The organism is Sphingopyxis sp. JAI128, from assembly GCF_014207235.1.
Lineage (GTDB): Bacteria > Pseudomonadota > Alphaproteobacteria > Sphingomonadales > Sphingomonadaceae > Sphingopyxis.
Map to the genome: position 1 here is coordinate 158,057 of NZ_JACHDA010000005.1, position 17,945 is coordinate 176,001.

A 17,945-nucleotide genomic window follows, 5' to 3' on the forward strand; every position below is an offset into this window, starting at 1 on the left:
CGCGATGGGAGCGGCCTGCGGGGAGCCAATGGCCGCGGCGGGTATCGTCGGAGCAAATAGCGTGAAACGCATTGTATCATAGGGTTACGGACGAAAGCGAGGAACGCCGGCGTCTCCCCGTCGCCCATCGAATTGCGCGCGGACTGCCGGATCACGCCAAGGAACCTGGAACCTTAGGGCGCCGGGAACGAGAAGCCGCGCCCGAGGACATTGTAGGTGGAAGGATAGGTGCCGGCCGCCTCGTCGTCCGTCCGCTGGTATGGGACGATCCGGCAACCCCAAGACAGCTGGCGGCTACGCCAACTTTTAACGGAGAGCGGCAAGCGCTAACGCGCCATGCCCAGGACACGACAGACCGTCCGCCAACCACCGTCTATAAACGCGAAAACCATCGTGACGACGCCGACCGCCATGAACATATGCCCGAGTATTCTGAGCACACCTTCGACAATATGACCGACGGCGAGGCCGGTGCTCCCGCTGCCGGCGACGAGGAGCGCCGACTGAATCAGCAGGACGGCGACGCATGCGATCGCCAGCGTGCGCCAATAAGCGTGGGCAAGGCCCGCGCTAACAACCGGCCTCCCGTCGACGAACCTCGTCGCGGCGACGGCGGGGTGGCCGAAGTCGCGCCGAAGCTCAGCATATAGCTGATCCGGCTCAACGGCCTCCCGATCGCTGGTGAGATAGTCTTCGATCGCCGCGTCCAATTCCTCGATGACGTCGGCGCGAATGGAGCGGGGCAGCCAGTGCGAGACGCGCCGAAGATATAATTCCTTGCCGTTCATGATCTTAAGCCTTCAAATGCCGTGTCGAATGTTCGCCAGTTCGAGAGCAAAAAGTCGCGAGCCCGCTGTCCGTCAGGGGTAAGCAGGTAGAAACGCTTCTTTCGGCTATCGTGCATGCGCCACTGGCTTTGCAGGAGACCTTGCACTTCGAGGCGGCGCAGCATCGGATAAAGCGCGCCCTCGGTGATACTCACCCCGCTGTCGGCCAGCCTGACCTTGAGCGCGCCGCCGCTGCGTTCCTCTTGCAAGCCGCAGAGAACCGCAATGACCAGCGATCCCCGGCGGAGCTCGCCGGTCAACCCCTCAAGGACGCTGTCTTGACTGGGACCGCTCATCGGCGCCTGCTCGCTGTCGACCGCGCCTCGAGCGCGGCGAGCGAGGCGGCGACCATGCTCTCATCAAGCGAATGGCCGCTACCGGGGACGATCTCGAGCCGGGCACCGGGAATAGCGCGCGCAACATCCTCGGCGGCTTCAACCGGGATGAGCGGATCCTCGGCCCCGTGGATGACGACGGTGGGCACCGATATCTCGGCGAGCCCATGCCTGAGATCTCCGGCAGCCAGAAACGCGGCGCCCTGGCGCTGAACGCCGTCCGCGCTATAACCTCTGGCTATCCGCGTTCGCGCGCGAGAGAGAAGGACGATATCGCTCGCGGCCTTGGGCCCAGCGAGCACTTTTTCGAGTCGCATCAGATAGGCTTCGACAATTTTCCCGTCCGTGGAGGTGGGACCTTGAGCGACGGGAGCCATGACGTCCGGTCTGGCGGGCAGCGCACGTGAGGGATTGCCGGCATTGGCCATCAGCAGGGTCAAGGAGCGCGCCAGCCCGGGTCGTTCTATCGCCATCACCTCGCCGATAACCGCACCGCCCGATGCGCCAAGAAGATGGGCAGACGCCAATCCCTCCGCATCGAGGACAGCAGCCATGTCAGAGACCAAGTCCCTAGCATCATAGGCAAGGGAGGCGGAACGCCCCGCGGCGAGGTCGGCCAAGACGCGCGGCCAGTCGGGTGGACCAAGCTCATCCAGCTTTGTCGAGCAACCCGCGTCGCGAGGATCGGGCATGATGAGATAATATCCTGCCCGCACGAGGTCGTCGACGAGTGGCTGGGGCCAGTCGACCAGTTGCATTCCGCTCCCGGGGATCATGAGCAAGGGCTCGCCGGTCCGGTCGCCCGCCGTCCGATAGGCGATTTCGACCTCGCCGTTTCGCGCGCGCCGCAGAATCGATTCCTTGCAGAGGAGATGCCTGTCTGGCTCCACTGCGGCACCCGCTGGCGCCGAGGGCGTCAATACGGCACCGCTCATGGCGAGAGATGCGAAGAAAAGCGAAACAATCATTGAACTATCCTTCAATTACGCACAGTGTGTATTGCACAGTGTGCGTAATTACAAGCGCCAGGTTCGGGGAATGCTAGCTGCGCGCTGGACGCACGCGGCGAACGGTAGAAACATGCGGGCAAACGTAGATGCGGACCGCCCGCGACCCCGGTAGGAGGAACGCTCAATGGTCCAGATTCAGAGAATTACAGACGCGACCCTTCGAGCGCCCCCGGTGCGCGCAGATTCAGGCTGCGCGGGCGAGCCCCGCCCGGTCGACCTGTCCCGACTCTTTCCCCATACCTCCGACGGGCCTTTGCCGTTGCTCCGATGGGAGGCGCTTATCACTCGGTCCTGTTCGCTTGTCAGCGCCCTCCATCCAGTGGATATCCCCCAAGACGACCGCCCACGCCTGCTTCGGACAGGCAGGAGGCGGCGCAGTATCCTCGGGGGCTACGAGCGCGTGCCAAGGCTGTTCTCGATGTCCAAGGTTCGAGGCGCGCAGGAGCCGCGCAATTCTTTCAGGTACTTGTCGTCCCACCGCCCAGCCTCCCGATCAGGATTGGTAACATGACCGAGAATCGCGACGACATGGCCGCAATCATGGAGGCCGTGGCCACCCTGCAAGCCGGCGACCGCGTTGCGGCACGTACAGCGCTGCTCGGCCTGTGGGACGACCTGCGCGACCAAGGTACGCCGATGCAGCGCTGCACGATCGCCCATTTCCTGGCTGACATACAAGAGGAGGTGAACGCAGAACTCGCCTGGGATTTGCTGGCTCTGGAAGCCGCAACCGGATGCGAGCGGCAGGGCGATGCCGATGCGCTGTCCCCCGAACTCGACAGCTTCCTTCCATCGCTGCACCTGAATGTCGGCGATGCGTACCGACGTCTCGGCGAAAATGATCGGGCGCGCGACCATGCCCGGTTCGGCATGAATCGGGCGACTGCCCTTCCGAGCGGAGGTTATGCCGATATGGTGAGAACGGGGCTCGATCGCCTCCTCACAAGTTGTTCCGAAGCGGATCCGGCCTGACGATCTCGCCGGCGCCGGACCCCCCGCTCCTTATAGCGCCGGCGCCCTCAGCTGCATGGACTTGCCCGCGAGTGATCGGCCGGGGGCTGACCGCCGGCCTTGCTTGCAGAGAGCCATGAGCGCGCGCGACACCGCTGAACCCTGCGGCTCGCTCAATTGGCAGGCTGGACCCGATGCTGCGCCATGTGCGGGATGAAATCCATCTTGCCGATCGCCAATCCTGCATTGCGTAACAACGCGTACGCCATCGTGACGTGGAAATAGAAGTTGGGCATGATCCAGTCCTGGATGTCTTCCTCGGACGACATCAAGAAGCGGACGCCGTTCGGGAGGGTAAGGTCTACGGTCGCCTTTGCGTCCTGCCATTCGGCCGGTTCGGTCTCATCGACATATGAGCGAATCACGGCAATTCGGTCGCGAACTTCGGCAAAGGATCGATATGGCGCCTCCTCAAGCGGCAGCGATTGCCCTCCAACCTGATTCAGCGCCAACAGAACCTGGTTGAGCGCGACGCGGAATTGCAGTTCCAAGGGAAACATGTCGTCGGTCAGCTTCGCGGCGAGAACCTCCTCCCCCATTTGCGCGTCCACGGCCTTGCCGACCAGGTGATCAAGCGTGCCGAGCATATTGATGAAGGTCATTCTGGCTGAGCTGGCGTAAGACATCGCAAACCTTTCAGGTTGATCTTTAAAGAGGCTACCGCAAGCTGACGCACCGTCAATCGACTCGATGCCCGACGCGTCCGTTTGCCCTATATTATTCAGTCACTTCGTGGCGGATATCCCGGGCCGACATGCGCTGCGTGGCGCAGGCATATGTTGGCAGAAGCGGTCCGATTGCGTCCGCCACAATATGCGCGGGCGCCCAAGCTGACGAGCCGCCGACGGCGCCTCTGGCAGCACCATCCGATCGTTCGCCGCAAAGTTAAATGACATCTCACGCTTGCGGACGCATCGATCTTGAGCATGCGGGCGTCAATCTCCGGGTGCGCCATCCGGCGAGATTTTCCCCGATCTTCGCTGCGAGGAGATAGCGATCTCGCCAGTCCGGAACATAGCTCGTCGAAGCACACTGCCGGCCACGTTGCCCCGCGGCCGATGGAGCCGAAGAAGGGTTCGGGCGAATTTCGACCACCGCCGCGGGTATATCCGCACAATCCAGACGCAAAACGAGAGAGGATCAAATGATGATGAAGTGGGTCGGTGCACTATCGGTGCTTCTGTCAGTCCCCGCGGGACCAATCGCAGCGGCCGAGGCCGCTCGGCCGGCGGTCGAGCTCTATCGGCTGGACTGTGGAACGATCGCGGTGAAGAATCTCGGGGAGTTCTCGGATACCTATCTATATTCAGGCGAGACCAAGACGCTCGTCGCAAGCTGCTATCTTATCCGAAACGGTGAGCAGCTGCTATTGTGGGACACGGGCCTCGACGGCGACCTGGCCGGAACATCCAAAGACAGCGACGGCTACGTAAACTCCCTGAAGGAAAGAATTGTCCCCCAGTTGAGCCGGATTGGCCTCAAGCCGGACGATATCGATTTTATCGGCCTCAGCCATTATCATTTCGACCATATCGGCCAGGCTGCGGACTTTCCCGAGGCAACACTGCTCATCGGCAAGAAGGATTTCGACGTCGCAAAAGTGTGGAAGCCGGCGCAGGCCCGTCTTGCGCCCTGGGTGTCCGGTCGTAGCAAAGTCAGAGAGTTGACCGGGGACAGCGACGTTTTTGGCGATGGAAAAGTTACGGTGCTGAGTTTGCCCGGGCACACCGAAGGGCATCAGGCGCTCCTCGTGCGCCTCGCGAGCGGGCCGGTACTGCTGTCGGGTGATCAATATCATTTTGCCGATCAGATCAAGAATCGTGGTGTCCCTGCCTTCAACACCGATCGCGCGGAAACGCTTGCGTCGATGGACCGCTTCGACAGGATCGCCGAGAATCTGCATGCGAAAATCATCATCCAGCATGACCCGGCTGATGTGGCAAAGCTGCCGATCTTTCCGCAAGCGGCGCGATAGACCAAGGGCTGCGCTCGATGGACGCTGACCATGACCGCGCACCTTCGGTTCAATCGCGACGGAACGTCTGACAGGCCGCCACGGAGCACCCCCGTTTTGAAGCCGCGGGTGGCGCGGCCGCGGGGAAGCTAACGCCTTCGGTGGATACGATCCCAGGAACAGATTCCCGGAAATGCATTGTATCGGAGGTTCCGGACGAACGAAGGGAACGGCGAGGTCGTCCCCTCATGGACGGAAGGGCGGGAGCAAAGCTCCCGCCCTTCCTCCACCAACCTGAGCAAGGGACTGCTGAACCAGGTCGAGGAACCTAGAACCTCATGCGCGCCGAGACGAAGAAGTCGCGCCCGAGGACATCGTAGGTCGAAGGATAGGTGCCGGCCTGCTCGTCATTGGCATCGTCGATCTGCGTCGGCTGTACGTCGAACAGATTGTTCACACCGAAGGTCAGGGTAAGACGCTCGTCGACATCGACCGCGAAGGAGAGGTCCGTGTAGGTCTTGGCCTTGAGGCGATCGACCGTGATGCTGGCGGGGTCCGCCACGCCGTTGATGATGCGCGCGTTCGTGACCGGTCCGATATAGCGGTTACGCAGGCTTGCCGTGAACGGCCCCTCGACCCACGCCGCGCGGGCGGTGAACCGGTACTTGGGTACCGGATCGCCGAACACCGGATCGCAGTTGGTACCGAAGCCGCCACCGCAGTGGGTGACCTCATCGGGCAGATCTGACACGGCGGTATAGTCTGCCTTGCGCGTCCAGGTACCGAGGAAGGAGAAGTTCAGACGCGCGTCCGACCCGAAAAGGCCCTTCCCGACCCGCATGCCATAATCGACCTGGAGGTCGACGCCGGCCGTACGAAGCTCCGAGATATTCGAACTGAGCGCAGTCAACAGGAACTGCCCGCCGATCATCCCGGTCTGCGGATCGCGCCGGATCGCCTGACAATAGGGGCTGTCGATATCTTGGACCGTGTAATAGCAGAGGTTGAGCACGCCCTGCGCGCCGCCGCCCAGCTGTGCGATGTAGTCCTTCACCCGAATGTCAAAATAGTCCGCAGTGATGCTGAGGCCTGGAAGGAACGAGGGACGCACCACGACCCCGGCGGTGTATGTTTCAGAATTCTCTTCCTTGAGCAGCGGATTGCCGCCGCTAAGGGTTTCGACCTGCGAATTGGGCTGGACCGAATTCTGGAAGACAAGTGACGAAGGAACACCGGTCGCGATACAGAGGTCCCGCACGGCATCGGTACGGGAGGCTGCCGACGACCGCGCCGAACAAGGGTCGGTGGCGGATGGGAAACCGTTCGCCTGGCCGCCATAGAGCTCACCGACATTGGGGGCGCGGATTGCCTTCTGATACTGGCCCCGGAAACGGATGTCATAGATCGGCGCCCATTCGGCACCCGCCGCCCATGTGAACACGCCGCCGACGCCCTGGAGGCTATAGTCGGCGTACCGCGCCGCGCCGCGTAGCGTGATGTCATGCGCGAAAGGCTTGTCTGCCACGACGGGTACAAGCAGCTCGCCGAACAGTTCCTTGACGCTGTATCCCCCCTTTGTCGGCTGACCGGCGTTGAAGCCGATGACGTCGCCGCTCGAGAGCGCGGTATCGGGGATGAACTCGCTCGCGACGCTCCGCCACTCGGCGCCAACCGCGAACGCGACGGGGTCACCGCCGAGACCGAACTCGAACAGGTCGCCCGACAGCGACGCGCTCGCGACCTGCAATTGCGAGAGTTCGCTGTTCTGAGCGGTGATCGTGATCTCCTCGGCCAGCGCGTCCGAGATGGTGCCCGGGCCGAAGATGTTGAGGCGGTTCTCGCGAAGCGCCTTGGCGAAAGCCGAGCGCGAGATGTTGCCGGTCTGCGTCACGCTGTTGCGGGTGCGCGAGTAGAGATAATAGGCGTCGTAGCGCAGCGAGCCGCCCAGATCGCCCTTCGTGCCTACCACGGCGCGCCAGGCATTGCGTTCGAACAGAGCATTACGCGCGGTGATATCGTTGACGCGTCGCGAGACCGAAACGTTCACGAAACCGGGATCGCCAAACTGGGGCGCGAGGCCGCGTGCGGCGCGCGCGGCATCGATCGCCGCCTCGTTGAGGTCGGTCTGGACGAGCGCTGCCCGGTCCGCGTCAGACAGGAAGGGATTGTTCGTCGCCACCGCGAACACGCCGGTGACCGGAGTAGGTGCAAGCTCGTTCTGGACCCGATTGTTGGCGAAGGTGATCTCGAAATAGGGATTGATGGCGCTTGAGACTTCATAATTGCCATAGGCGCCGAGGAGCCAGCGCTCCTGCGGGACCTGCAAGAAATTGTCCTGCGCGAAATTATAGGCGTCGCTGGGATCGACATAGGGCCGCGACACGCCTGGAGCCGTATAGATCGCACCGTTGGCGGTAGCGAAGTTCCCGACGCCGCGGTCGAGGGCCACCGAACCGAGGCCGCCCCCGGCCGGCACGACGACCGTACCCGCGATCGCATAGCGGCCGCCCGGCACGGTGGCGCTACCGCCGGGAATGAGGCCGGTATCCGTGGCGTTCTCGACCATCACTTGGCGCGAGAATCCCCGAGCGGCCTGCGAGATCGTCTTGCGGTTGAAATAGTCGCCGTAGAGGGTGATGTGCCCCTTGCCGTCGAGGATGTCCGAACCGAGCGCGGCGTTGACGCTCCAGCGCGCGCCATCGCCGCGCCCCGTGATCGCATACTGGGTCCCTAGCTCGAGGCCCTGAAGATCGTTGCGGAGGCGGAAGTTGACGACGCCCGCAACTGCATCGGAGCCGTAGACCGCCGAGGCACCACCGGTGACGACATCGACCCCTTCGATGAGGAACTGCGGAACATTGTTGAGGTCGACGGTTTGCGTCGCATCGAAGAAGATGTAGCGGCGGCCGTTCACCAGCACGAGCGTCCGCTGGTTGCCGAGGCCGCGCAGATCGAGCGTCGCAACGCCGTTTCCGGGATTGTTCGAGAATGCGGTCGCGCCCGGCACGACTTGTGGCAGCGTATTGATGACCTGCTCGACGTTGACCGCGCCCGACAGTTTGAATTCCTCGCTGCCGACAACGGCAACAGGACTCGCCGTATCGAACTTGCGCTGCGCGATGCGCGACCCGGTCACCACGATCGTGTCGGCCGTGCCCTCGTCTTCGCCGGGTGCATCGCCTCCGCTCTGCGCCGCCGCAGGTGCGGCAACAAGCGCGGCAGCCATCGCCAGTAGAGCAATCTGGCTTCGTACCTGAAGCCGAGCGAAGCGTTTGTAGTTCATGTCATTCCCCTTTTTGTTCTTCACTAAAAATTATCGGCGCCGTCATCGCTGCGCTGCGGGCTTGAACAGCATGGCGATCGGCATTCCGACGAATAGTATGTGTCCGGCCATGTCTGCGGCCCCGATCCAGAACGGCGGCAAGGACAGCGGCGCCGCCGAAAGCGGGACGACCACCAGGTTCATCGCATGCCAAATCGCAAGGCCGTACAGCCCCCCGGCGATCAGGGGCCGGGCGCGCAGACCAGCCGGCACCAGCGAGGCGTAAAGGACGGCGATGATCAGCATGATCGCGAAGTGGAGGCCGACACCGAGGACCGCGACGCCCCATCCGCCCGCAAAAGCGTCGGGGCCGAGAAGACCGCTTGCGATCGACTGGAAGATGGTCTTCGGCGGGACGCCCTTGGGATACCAGAGCGCGGCGGCGAACATCAGGTCGAGCGTGCCCGCAACGGCTGCAGCACCGAGGACCCGGCGGATCGGCAATCCTGCGGCGGCCATTGAACTGTCGAAAGCGATATCCTGCATCCACTCCGTCTCCCTGCTACCGGGAATTAGGTGGAGCGACGCGCGCTAGCGCGGCAGACTATTTGCGCCGGACGGCCGTATCGGCCATCCGCAGAGCCGCGCAGCAAGGTGAACAGTCATTTCCGCCCCCCGAACGTCGCGACGGACCGTGAACGCGCTATCTTCACGCCGAGCGACCAGCCCAGGAGAACGACGCGTTCGAGGCCGAGCCGGTCGAGGAGCGCGGCGAGATTGGCAGCGCGCCCCTCGGGCGACACATCGGCGTCGTGCCCTCCCGATCTACCCTGGCCGCACGGATCGATCGCGATGACGCGCCGGGACCTGCGGAGATAATCGAGCCGCTTGCGCCAGACATCCGCCGTCATGCCCTATCCGTGGATGAACAGGATCGCCGTTCTCCCGGCGGACCCGCTTTCGACGACGCATATGTCGCCCCCCGCTCCCGTGACATGCCGGTCGGTGACCGTCGCGGAGACGCCAGCGGGTCATACCATCGTCAGCAGGGCAAGTGCGGACAAAGACCTTTCGCCCAGATCTGTCGTTGGACCTTTGAATCTAGACTGGCTGGCGTTCGAAGCGGGCGAGATCGCGCCGGATTTCCTTGGCATAGCCGCGGCCGACCGGAAGGCGGCGACCGTCGGCCAGGATGGCCCTGAAGCTGGCGCCCTCGCGGCAGAACTCGGTGACGATTTCGCTGCGCACGATCGTGGAGCGATGAATACGCGCGAAGCGCGCGGGATCGAGCCGTTCGAGCATGTCCCCGAGGGTACTGCGCAGGAGATAGCATTTATCCCCGGCATGAATCCGGACATAATCATCCTCCGACGCGATCCAGTCGATTTCGTCGGTGGGAACGCGGATGAAGCCGGTCACTTTTTTTCGGATCCATATCTCTCGGTCATAAGCCGGGCGGTCGCCCTCGCGCATCCGCTCGCGAAGATTCGCGACGACGGCCTGGAGCTCTTCGGCGCGGTCAGCGCGCTCATGCTGATCGATCAGGAGCCGCGCCCGCGCGAGCGCGGCTTCGAGACGGGTTCGGTCGACCGGCTTCAGGAGATAATCGACCGCATGATGACCGAAGGCCTCGATCGCATGGCTGTCGAAGGCGGTGACGAAGATCACCTGGAGTCCCGGGTCCATGTCGATCCGCGACAGAAAGTCGAAGCCGCTGCCGTCGCGCATCCGAATATCGAGCAGCACCACGTCGGGACGCAGCGTTGCGGTCCGCTCGGCTGCCTCCGCGCATCCTTCGGCGCGTCCACAGAGTTCGGCGCCATCGATCGTCCCGAGAAGGAGTTCGAGGCGCCGCAGCGCGAGGGGCTCGTCGTCGACGATCAGCACGCGCAGCGGCTTCATATCCGCACCAACGGCAGCGAAAGGCGGACGACGAACTGGTCGGGCGGCGTAAACTCGGCCGACAGACCCGAGCGTTCGCCAAACCGGGCGTGGAGCCGTTCGCGCACGTTGCGCAGCCCGATCCCGAGCGGCTGCATGGCGGCGGGAGGCGGCGCGCGGTTCGTCACCACGAGGTCGAGCAGTTCTTCACGCCTGTGGGCCGAAATACCGATATGGGCGGGCCCGAGATGGCGCGATACGCCATGCTTGATGGCATTTTCGACCAGCGGCTGAAGGATGAGGCTTGGGACCGCCATACCGGTGATCGCCGGGTCGGCTTCGATGTCGAGCCGGAGATCTGGGAAGCGGACGCGCTCCACCTCCAGATAGGCGCGCTGCAAAGACAGTTCGCAGTCCAGCGTGACATCCTCATTGGGGTCTAGCTCGAGCGTAAGGCGAAGGAAATTGGCCAGCCGCTCGACCATCTCCTCCGCCTGGTCATTACGGCGATCGGCGATCAGCGACGCGAGCGCGTTAAGCGTATTGAAAAGGAAATGCGGGCTGACCTGATAATAGAGCGCTTGCAGCTGCGCCGCCTGCGCCAGCGCATGCGCGCGCGCCTCGCGCCGCTCCTGGCGGCGCAACCGGGCGCTGTACGAGATGGCGAGATAGAAACCGATCCAGGTCGCGAAGAACCAGAGATGCAGGGCGAGCTCGAGAACGACCGAGCCAGGCGGCATGGGCTGCTCGGCGCCGAAGACGATCCGGACAAAGAGGGTGATAAACCAGGCATAGGCTTCGGCTGCTGCTGGCGCGAGCAGCGCCGCGGCGGCGAGCTGCCAGCGCAGGCCATGGCGCTCGAAATAGCGCAGCGCTAGGTGGAGGATGTAGCAGAAGCCCACACCAACAAGCGCCAAGAAGAGGCGCGGCACGATGAGGTTGCCCCAGGCATCGGGACGCTCGAACAAAGATCGGAGCGTGAGGATTCCGAAATTGGCGAGCCAGAGAATGGCGGTCGCCCAGACAAGAAGCCGGCAGCTCTGGATATCGCTTCTCGCGGCGTCCCGCCTGTCGGACTCGGAATAATCGCTGGTCGCTACTCGCTTCACCCGGTCATCCTAGCGCCGCGCCGGAGAGAAGGCGCCCACTTTGAGCAGCACGGTTCGACCGTTCATCGCATTTGCGGCGCCGCGATCAACCGCCGCAGCGGCGGCGTTACAATTTGTTGCCGAACACTTACGCCGGGTTCACGCCCCGGTCCCCCCGGCTTGCCAAGGATTGCAACCGAGCGCTCGTCCATCGACGGGCGAGAATAATCAGGAGCCTACCGATGATCCGCACCAAGCGCGTTGGCGCGTCTGCACTCTTAGCCCTCTTCTGGATCGCCGCGCCGGCGATGGCTGCCTCGGCGAGCGACGTCTTGCGCGTGATCGAGAAATCCGACCGGAACAACGACGGCAAGGTTACCCGGGCCGAGCATATGGCGCTCCGCAAGACGATCTTCGATCGTCTGGATGGCAACCAAGACGGCCGCGTCGACAAGCGCGATGCCCCGAGCCCGCTCGTGCCGGGCAGCGCTCGCTTTCACCAGTTTCGCGCTTTTCTCGACAGCAACGGCGATGGGATCGTGACGCGAAGCGAAGCGATCAACGGACGAAGCGCCGCGTTCGACCGGGCTGACCGGAACCGCGACGGCATCGTCGACAAACGCGAGATGGCGGCGCTGCGCGCAGCCGCGCAACGAGGCGTCTAGAGAGGCGCACTGCCGGCGGCGGTCCTTGCCCCCCTCCGCCGCCGCCGGCAGTTACCACAGGATTGCATCATCGCCCCATTCTTCCTAGGATTCCTGCATCATGTTCAAGTCGACATTCTTCCCGCTGATCTGAGCGACCGCGAGTCGTTCCGGCGCCTGTGCGTCGTCAGTCAAAAAAGCGGCCCCGCAGACGCGGAGGCCGAATGGAGAATGCTATCATGCCTGATAACGAGCATGTGGGCCTGACCGCGGGTCAGGTCGAGAATTTCATCAGCGACGGGTTTGTTAAAGTCGAGGACGCTTTCAGTCCGGACCTTGCAGCGCGAGCGAGGGCTGAACTGTGGCACGACATGGGGCTGTCGCCGGACCGGCCGGAAGGCTGGGCACAGCCGGTGGTTCGGATCGGAGTCAAGTCATCGCCGCCCTTCGTGGAGGCTGCGAACACGCCGAGACTGCGCAAGGCCTATGATCAACTCGCCGGGGAGGGCCGGTGGCTTGCCCCGATGGGGGTCGGAACCTTTCCCATCCGCTTTCCCTCGCCCGAAGCGCCGGGAGACGTGGGCTGGCATGTGGACGTGAGCTTCGGCACCGACAATCCGGATTTCATGCAATGGCGGGCCAATGTCATGAGCAAAGGGCGTGCCCTCTTGATGCTGTTCCTGTTTTCGGATGTCGGTCCCGATGATGCGCCAACGATAATCCGCAAGGGATCGCATGCTGTCATCGCCAGGGAATTGTTGCCCTATGGCGAGGCCGGCGCGACGCTTGGCCAGCTTTCCGCGGACGGCTATGCGTCGACAAGCGGATGCGCCGAAGAGTTGGCAACCGGCGCGGCTGGCACTGTCTATTTGTGCCATCCCTTCCTCGTGCACTCGGCGCAACCTCACCGGGGACAGCAACCGCGGTTCATGGCGCAGCCGCCCTTGTTGCCAAGGGGCGAGCTTGATCCGAGTTCGCCGGCTTCGCCCGTGCAGTTGGCAATTCGGCAGGCCTGCGCACTTTGACGACCGGACTTGGGGCCGCCCTCGGCCCCAAGTCTCACTTTGGAGCTCGCGCACCGCTGGATGCGACAATTATCCCGTGATCGCGGTTTCAACCGCTGCCAGGACCGGCGAGCAACCGCGCCGCCCATATCCAAGTCCGACCGTGGCCTGATCGTGAAGATGCTGCAAGCCCGGCAGGGGCAACGTCGGCACGATGTCTGCATCGGGTGCGTTGGCTCATTGCAAGCTTTTGTGGACGCCTGACGAGGCAGGCGGCACCAGAACTCGCTGGCCGGCAATCTACGCCCCCCGAAACGGTCAATATACTGCCCGCCCGGGAGGTCCCTCCCAGCCCTTGCTACTGCCGGGCAGCCCATGCGCGCATGGCCGCACGCAGGAAGGCGCCGAAGCCCGTCGCGATCGCTTCGTAGCGCGCTTCGAAGTCGGGATGTTCGTAGACGTCAGCCAGCCCGGCGTATGCAGAAGGCAGACTCGGTCCCGACATCCCCTCGACCCACGCCCGGTGGCGCTCGATGAAGGGATCAAGCAGGGCATCATCGGGGGCGACACCTTTCTGCATCTGCTCGGCAAGCTCTTGTTCGATCGCGCTGAGCTCCCGCATCCTGCTTTCAACTTCGGCCGGAGCCGCATCGTCCCAGCGCTCGTGCCCCTCTGCGATGTCTTTCGAGATGTCGGGGCCATATTTGTCGATGAGCCATTTTTCATATTCGGCCTGCTTCGCCGGATCGACGACGCCGGTGTATAGTTCTTCATCGTTCATGATATGCTTTCCTTCCAGATTGGCGATTGTGCGGTCGATCGTCGCCAGGATCCGGGCTCCGCGCGACATGTTCTCGCTGATCCGCCGGCGCTGCTCGCGCAGGGTCTGCAAACGATCGAAATCGGGGGCATCGAGTGCCCTGGCGATCTCAGCGAGAGGCATCCCGAGCTCACGGTAGATAAGTATCTGCTGCAAGCGCAGCACCTGCTCGCGGTCGTAATAGCGATAACCGTTCGGCCCTACATCTGCAGGGACAAGCAGCCCTATCTCGTGATAATGGTGCAACGTCCGGACGGAAATACGCGCGATCGCCGCCAGTTCGCTAACCTTGTATCGAGCCACACATAACTCCTGTTTTCCTGCGCGGCGACTCCGATAGCCCCTCACGTCGCGTCAGGGTCAAGCGGGAGTTCCGACAAATCAGCGGTGTGGCGGGCCGGCGCCGCGTCCGCTGGAACGGCCATCAGCCCGATCGCGCCCTTGTCGGCGAAACCAAAATAGAACTGGCCTTTGCCATCGAACTCGATCCCGGAGATATGCGTGCCCGCGGGCGCGATGGCCTTGCCGAGTATGGCCCCGCTACGCGGGTCGATACGACGCAGGTCGCTTCCCTCCGGGCCGCCGGTTGCATGCCAAAGCTCTCCCATCGCCCAACTGACGCCGGTCACGCAGCGATCGGAAGACAGGATGCGCCGCACCTCCCCAGATGCAGGGTCCACCTCATATATCCGCCGCTCGGCATAATGACCGATCCATAGCGACCCCTCTGCCCAGGCCATACCGGAATGGCCAGCGCCGGCGGGCGCGTGAAGCCGTGCGACCACCTCGCCCGATACGGGCTCGATCTTGAGTATCTCCGGGCCTGAAAGCTGATAGATATGCGTTCCGTCGAACGCCGTTCCCGCGTTGGCCGGCACCGCATGAGAAACCTGAATATGTCCGGTTCCCGGGTCGAGCGCGTTCAGGTGCGAACCGCTCGCGAACCAGACGCGGTTCCCATCGAAGGTCACGCCGTGCACGACGTCGATATCCTCGAGCCGATATATCCGGAGGGCCTCGGTGCAATCCTGGCTCATCGCATGTCCTTCGTATCCCCGGTCCCCGTCGCGGCAACCAGCAACAGATTGGGAGTGACGCCCGCGAGCGGGCGCGCGACCCAGCGACGCAACCGACCATCCCCCACCGGCCCGGCCTGGCCTTCACGCATCAGGGCCGCCAGACCGCGCTGGACGCTGCGCTGGCTGGCCCCGAGCGCGGCGGCCAGCGCGAAGCTCGACCAGGCTTCGCCATCCGAAAGCAAACCCAGCAATCTAGCCTCCGGCGATGCGATTGGTGGCGAAAGAACCACAACATCGCCGCCGCGAAGCGGGACCAGCCGGTAGCCGCGCGCGGTCGAGCGGACCGCGGCGGTGCCGCCCACATGACGGCGAAGGCGACTCATTTCGACGCGAAGCCTGTTTCGATATCCTTCGTCCACCTCGCGCGCGCCGAAGACGCGCTGAACGAGCGTGTCGCGCGTGACATCTGACGGGCATTGTTCGGCAAGCATCTGGAGAAGCATCAAGAGAATGGGTCGGCCCGTAAAATCCACATGGATGCCATCGCAGCCCAGCACCTGACGACCCAGGTCGAGCACCAGCGCTCCACTCGCGAGCAGCTCTTCCACTTCGCGCAGGACAAGCAAACGGCCCCCCGCGGTTCGCGCCACGGGACGCTCCAGCGCTTCGCCGAGAGCCGCTGCCTGGGCCCGCAACATCGCATGATCGCCCGCGAGAGCGACTGCATCAGCAAGCAGTAGCGCAGCTTCCTGCGCGCGCGCGCGCCGGGCCGCGATCTCCGCGCGGAGCAGGAGGTGCGCTGCCCGCAATGAAGCCGGCATGATGAGAGGCATCTCCGTGTCGAGACGCTGCCCCGCTTCGCCGATCCGCCCGGTGAGCATCAGCAAGCGCGCTTCGAGCAGCACGGCGTGAGCCGCATTGAAGCGGTCCTGCAGGTCGCCGAACGCGCCCGCAAGCCCTGCGAGCAAGCGCGATGCGGTTCGAAAGTCGCGAAGCGCGAGCCTGATTTCGGCCTCGGCAAGAATGCAGCGCGCCTTCGCCAGCTTATCGGCATCGGCGAAGCGGGCACGTGCCCTCCGCAACAACTCGATCCCCCGTTCCAGGTCGCCGATCTGTGCAAGAGCGATTCCCCGCAACGCAAGGGCTGCGGCGTCTTCGCGCAGCGCGACCAGTTGCAGCGCGTCGAAAGGGGCACCGGCAGCTAGCAGTTGGGCTGCAACAGCGGCTGCGTCCTGGCTGTCATTCGCGCCAGAAATGTCACTCACCTTCGCCAAGCGCCTGCCCTATCTCTTGGCGGTGTCCAGCACGTCCCCTGCCCGTCGAAGCCCGACGGCCAGCATGCCACAGGCGATGACCAATCGCCGGGTTCGGGATTTCGAAGAAAGACGAACATGGAAGGAAAAGCCTGATGCCAACCGATCGCTACACTATCCGCTTCCCTGTTGCCCAGCCCCCCGCGGCCGTTTTCGCCGCGATCAACAACGTCCGCGGATGGTGGTCCGCCGGGATTGAAGGCACGACCGACGCCGTGGGCGGCCGCTTCGTTCACCAGGTCCAGGATCTGCACCGCTGCGAGATCGAGGTCACCGAACTGGAAGCGGATCGCCGCGTGGTCTGGACGGTGATCGACAATCATTTCGGTTTCACGAAGGACAAGACCGAATGGACCGGCACCACGATCCGCTTCGACATCCTGCCGCATAAGGGCGGGTCCGAGCTGATGTTCGCGCATATTGGTCTGGTCCCCGACTATGAATGCTATGAGGTCTGCACGAGCGGCTGGACCAACTATATGGCCAGCCTGAAAAGCCTGATCGAAACCGGTCGCGGCGATCCGAACATCGGGGCGCCCAAGACCGACAGCGAGCGTCTCGTGGAGAAACTTACCCGCCATTGAGGGGGAATTGGACGCCGCCCGCTATCTGGTTACATTTTCTTACACGGCCGCCGCCTTCGAGATCGCGAGGATGTGAATCGCTGACGTAGCAACGCGCACGGTCAGAGGCCGAAATCCGAAGGGCGAAAGCTGAACCGCTCGAGTGATGGAAAGGCCCGAAGGGCGACCAATGAGCCTTGCTCGTAGCGAATATGCCAGGTTTGGGCATTGTGAGGCGCTGGGTCGGTGAAAACCGACGGGTCGAGCAAGGCGATGTTGGCGCGGTGCTGTGGATCCCGGACGGATGCATAGCGGATGGCCTGAGTGTCGATCTCGCGCGCCTCGGACGCAAATTGCTGGCAGGCGGAATAGTCCTCCCGCGCCATCCACAGCGAGGAACCTCCGACAAATGGCTCTGCACAAAGGTCAAGCATCCGGTCCATAGCGACCGAGACACTGATTGCCGAATGTTCAACAGTCGCGCTCGGCGGCTCGAAGGCGGGCGACCGCGCGTAGAAGCGCAGCCGCCAATAGGCCATCTCGGCGATCGCCGCACCAATTGCCTCTGCGGCGTAGAAGATTCCGGGCTTCTCGCCGGCACGACGAAACCTCGAGCTGCTCCGGTGCCCGTAGCGAAACGGCGTTGCGAGAAGATAGTGGAGGTGTCTCGCCGCGACGGGCAACCTGGGCTTCACTTCTTCAACAAGCTGTTCGAGCAACGCCTGATCGTCGGTGCCGACAGCCAGACGATTGGTCGAAATCCGGTGCTGGGCCTCGACGATCCGCCAGAGCTTTCCATTGTAGGGACGGAAATGCTCGGGCCTTGGCGCTCGCTCAAACCCGGGCGCGGTAGTCATCGACATAGTCGGCAACGTCGTTCAGACCGCGAATCGTGCGGATCAGGTCGATGGGCCTGCCCTGGAGATCGAGGTTTTCCGATTTCAGCCACGACACCGAGGCGGCATCGTCGCTTCCCATGAGCGCATCGAGGCTGCGAAAAAGCCGGACGAGATACTGCCCCAGTTCGAAGGCCTTCTCGGCTGGTTGAAGGCGATAGCTGCCGGTACGGAGCCGTGAGGCGGTTGCCGAGGAAATACCGACGATCGAGCCCAGTTGCTCGTTCGTCAGTTTCCAGCACGTGGCCACGCGCGCGACCGCTTCCGAGAGCACTCGTCCGTGATCTACGTGAGACGCCGGGAGCGTAGCCATGACAT

General features: G+C 63.4%; 19 protein-coding genes. 5 read left to right on the forward strand and 14 right to left on the reverse strand.

Annotation, left to right across the window (positions count from 1 at the left end; translation table 11 throughout):
• Nucleotides 1–326: 326 nt before the first annotated feature.
• Genes HDC35_RS13600 through HDC35_RS13610 form a run of 3 tightly spaced genes read right to left on the reverse strand, consistent with a single transcriptional unit; the run spans nt 327 to nt 2,130 of the window.
• On the reverse strand, nt 327–788 hold the full coding sequence (locus HDC35_RS13600) for a hypothetical protein (RefSeq protein ID WP_184647682.1): 462 nt from the start codon (nt 786–788) through the stop codon (nt 327–329).
• Entirely contained in the window at nt 785–1,123 is a 339-nt protein-coding gene (locus HDC35_RS13605; protein ID WP_184647684.1) for a PadR family transcriptional regulator, read from the reverse strand. The genes HDC35_RS13600 and HDC35_RS13605 overlap by 4 nt, the downstream gene beginning before the upstream one ends.
• Nucleotides 1,120–2,130, reverse strand: a complete 1,011-nt coding sequence (locus HDC35_RS13610) for an alpha/beta hydrolase (protein WP_311770774.1) — start codon at nt 2,128–2,130, stop codon at nt 1,120–1,122. The genes HDC35_RS13605 and HDC35_RS13610 overlap by 4 nt, the downstream gene beginning before the upstream one ends.
• 549 nt (nt 2,131–2,679) lie before the next feature.
• Between HDC35_RS13610 and HDC35_RS13615 the strand changes: the two genes are divergently transcribed.
• On the forward strand, nt 2,680–3,144 hold the full coding sequence (locus tag HDC35_RS13615) for a hypothetical protein (protein WP_184647688.1): 465 nt from the start codon (nt 2,680–2,682) through the stop codon (nt 3,142–3,144).
• Nucleotides 3,145–3,296: 152 nt separating this feature from the next.
• Here HDC35_RS13615 and HDC35_RS13620 read toward each other — a convergent pair whose 3' ends face one another.
• The gene (locus HDC35_RS13620) at nt 3,297–3,809 is read right to left on the reverse strand and encodes a DUF1993 domain-containing protein (protein WP_184647690.1); all 513 of its coding nucleotides are present in this window, start codon (nt 3,807–3,809) and stop codon (nt 3,297–3,299) included.
• A 518-nt stretch (nt 3,810–4,327) separates the two neighbouring features.
• Between HDC35_RS13620 and HDC35_RS13625 the strand changes: the two genes are divergently transcribed.
• Nucleotides 4,328–5,158, forward strand: a complete 831-nt coding sequence (locus HDC35_RS13625; protein ID WP_260397731.1) for an N-acyl homoserine lactonase family protein — start codon at nt 4,328–4,330, stop codon at nt 5,156–5,158.
• Nucleotides 5,159–5,465: 307 nt separating this feature from the next.
• On the opposite strand, the gene HDC35_RS13630 is transcribed toward HDC35_RS13625, so the two are convergent.
• The 5 genes from HDC35_RS13630 to HDC35_RS13650 all read right to left on the reverse strand — a co-directional run bounded on the left by HDC35_RS13630 (nt 5,466) and on the right by HDC35_RS13650 (nt 11,389).
• Entirely contained in the window at nt 5,466–8,420 is a 2,955-nt protein-coding gene (locus tag HDC35_RS13630) for a TonB-dependent receptor domain-containing protein (protein WP_184647692.1), read from the reverse strand.
• A gap of 42 nt (nt 8,421–8,462) precedes the next feature.
• Nucleotides 8,463–8,945: a hypothetical protein gene (locus HDC35_RS13635; RefSeq protein WP_184647694.1), complete on the reverse strand. Its 483-nt coding sequence runs from the start codon at nt 8,943–8,945 to the stop codon at nt 8,463–8,465.
• 116 nt (nt 8,946–9,061) lie between these two features.
• Complete coding sequence (locus HDC35_RS13640; RefSeq protein ID WP_184647696.1) at nt 9,062–9,310, reverse strand: alpha/beta fold hydrolase; 249 nt, start codon at nt 9,308–9,310, stop codon at nt 9,062–9,064.
• 190 nt (nt 9,311–9,500) lie between these two features.
• Entirely contained in the window at nt 9,501–10,301 is an 801-nt protein-coding gene (locus tag HDC35_RS13645) for a LytTR family DNA-binding domain-containing protein (protein ID WP_184647698.1), read from the reverse strand.
• The gene (locus tag HDC35_RS13650; RefSeq protein ID WP_184647700.1) at nt 10,298–11,389 is read right to left on the reverse strand and encodes a sensor histidine kinase; all 1,092 of its coding nucleotides are present in this window, start codon (nt 11,387–11,389) and stop codon (nt 10,298–10,300) included. Before HDC35_RS13650 ends, HDC35_RS13645 begins: the two co-directional genes overlap by 4 nt.
• A gap of 221 nt (nt 11,390–11,610) precedes the next feature.
• Here HDC35_RS13650 and HDC35_RS13655 point away from each other — a divergent pair, with 221 nt between their 5' ends.
• Together HDC35_RS13655 and HDC35_RS13660 are read left to right on the forward strand one after the other, a co-directional pair.
• The gene (locus tag HDC35_RS13655) at nt 11,611–12,033 is read left to right on the forward strand and encodes a hypothetical protein (protein WP_184647701.1); all 423 of its coding nucleotides are present in this window, start codon (nt 11,611–11,613) and stop codon (nt 12,031–12,033) included.
• Between the two features lie 218 nt (nt 12,034–12,251).
• Complete coding sequence (locus HDC35_RS13660) at nt 12,252–13,037, forward strand: phytanoyl-CoA dioxygenase family protein (protein ID WP_184647703.1); 786 nt, start codon at nt 12,252–12,254, stop codon at nt 13,035–13,037.
• Between the two features lie 337 nt (nt 13,038–13,374).
• Here HDC35_RS13660 and HDC35_RS19865 read toward each other — a convergent pair whose 3' ends face one another.
• From HDC35_RS19865 to HDC35_RS13675, 3 genes are read right to left on the reverse strand one after another with little or no spacing between them, the layout of a single operon-like run.
• The gene (locus HDC35_RS19865) at nt 13,375–14,139 is read right to left on the reverse strand and encodes a MerR family transcriptional regulator (RefSeq protein ID WP_184647705.1); all 765 of its coding nucleotides are present in this window, start codon (nt 14,137–14,139) and stop codon (nt 13,375–13,377) included.
• Between the two features lie 41 nt (nt 14,140–14,180).
• Nucleotides 14,181–14,816: a glutamine cyclotransferase gene (locus HDC35_RS13670; protein WP_221438255.1), complete on the reverse strand. Its 636-nt coding sequence runs from the start codon at nt 14,814–14,816 to the stop codon at nt 14,181–14,183.
• 53 nt (nt 14,817–14,869) lie between these two features.
• Nucleotides 14,870–16,120 carry a helix-turn-helix domain-containing protein gene (locus HDC35_RS13675; RefSeq protein WP_221438256.1) on the reverse strand — a complete coding sequence of 417 codons (1,251 nt, stop codon included), beginning with the start codon at nt 16,118–16,120 and terminating at the stop codon, nt 14,870–14,872.
• 143 nt (nt 16,121–16,263) lie between these two features.
• Between HDC35_RS13675 and HDC35_RS13680 the strand changes: the two genes are divergently transcribed.
• A complete protein-coding gene (locus HDC35_RS13680) occupies nt 16,264–16,752 on the forward strand; it encodes an SRPBCC domain-containing protein (RefSeq protein WP_184647708.1) in 489 nt (162 codons plus the stop codon).
• A 101-nt stretch (nt 16,753–16,853) separates the two neighbouring features.
• Here the strand turns inward: HDC35_RS13680 and HDC35_RS13685 are convergent, their stop codons facing one another.
• Together HDC35_RS13685 and HDC35_RS13690 are read right to left on the reverse strand one after the other, a co-directional pair.
• The gene (locus HDC35_RS13685) at nt 16,854–17,594 is read right to left on the reverse strand and encodes an RES family NAD+ phosphorylase (protein ID WP_184647710.1); all 741 of its coding nucleotides are present in this window, start codon (nt 17,592–17,594) and stop codon (nt 16,854–16,856) included.
• Nucleotides 17,566–17,940, reverse strand: a complete 375-nt coding sequence (locus HDC35_RS13690; protein WP_184647712.1) for an MbcA/ParS/Xre antitoxin family protein — start codon at nt 17,938–17,940, stop codon at nt 17,566–17,568. Before HDC35_RS13690 ends, HDC35_RS13685 begins: the two co-directional genes overlap by 29 nt.
• Between the last annotated feature and the right edge of the window lie 5 nt (nt 17,941–17,945).

What these genes read in the sequence shown, in the direction of transcription:
- HDC35_RS13615 (WP_184647688.1), top strand. Translation starts at nt 2,680, where the DNA reads ATGACCGAGAATCGCGACGACATGGCCGCAATCATGGAGGCCGTGGCC.
- HDC35_RS13685 (WP_184647710.1), bottom strand. Translation starts at nt 17,594, where the DNA reads ATGTCGATGACTACCGCGCCCGGGTTTGAGCGAGCGCCAAGGCCCGAG.
- HDC35_RS13645 (WP_184647698.1), bottom strand. Translation starts at nt 10,301, where the DNA reads ATGAAGCCGCTGCGCGTGCTGATCGTCGACGACGAGCCCCTCGCGCTG.
- HDC35_RS13605 (WP_184647684.1), bottom strand. Translation starts at nt 1,123, where the DNA reads ATGAGCGGTCCCAGTCAAGACAGCGTCCTTGAGGGGTTGACCGGCGAG.
- HDC35_RS13690 (WP_184647712.1), bottom strand. Translation starts at nt 17,940, where the DNA reads ATGGCTACGCTCCCGGCGTCTCACGTAGATCACGGACGAGTGCTCTCG.
- HDC35_RS13610 (WP_311770774.1), bottom strand. Translation starts at nt 2,130, where the DNA reads ATGATTGTTTCGCTTTTCTTCGCATCTCTCGCCATGAGCGGTGCCGTA.
- HDC35_RS13620 (WP_184647690.1), bottom strand. Translation starts at nt 3,809, where the DNA reads ATGTCTTACGCCAGCTCAGCCAGAATGACCTTCATCAATATGCTCGGC.
- HDC35_RS13680 (WP_184647708.1), top strand. Translation starts at nt 16,264, where the DNA reads ATGCCAACCGATCGCTACACTATCCGCTTCCCTGTTGCCCAGCCCCCC.
- HDC35_RS13630 (WP_184647692.1), bottom strand. Translation starts at nt 8,420, where the DNA reads ATGAACTACAAACGCTTCGCTCGGCTTCAGGTACGAAGCCAGATTGCT.
- HDC35_RS13625 (WP_260397731.1), top strand. Translation starts at nt 4,328, where the DNA reads ATGATGATGAAGTGGGTCGGTGCACTATCGGTGCTTCTGTCAGTCCCC.
- HDC35_RS13600 (WP_184647682.1), bottom strand. Translation starts at nt 788, where the DNA reads ATGAACGGCAAGGAATTATATCTTCGGCGCGTCTCGCACTGGCTGCCC.
- HDC35_RS13635 (WP_184647694.1), bottom strand. Translation starts at nt 8,945, where the DNA reads ATGCAGGATATCGCTTTCGACAGTTCAATGGCCGCCGCAGGATTGCCG.
- HDC35_RS13640 (WP_184647696.1), bottom strand. Translation starts at nt 9,310, where the DNA reads ATGACGGCGGATGTCTGGCGCAAGCGGCTCGATTATCTCCGCAGGTCC.
- HDC35_RS13655 (WP_184647701.1), top strand. Translation starts at nt 11,611, where the DNA reads ATGATCCGCACCAAGCGCGTTGGCGCGTCTGCACTCTTAGCCCTCTTC.
- HDC35_RS13660 (WP_184647703.1), top strand. Translation starts at nt 12,252, where the DNA reads ATGCCTGATAACGAGCATGTGGGCCTGACCGCGGGTCAGGTCGAGAAT.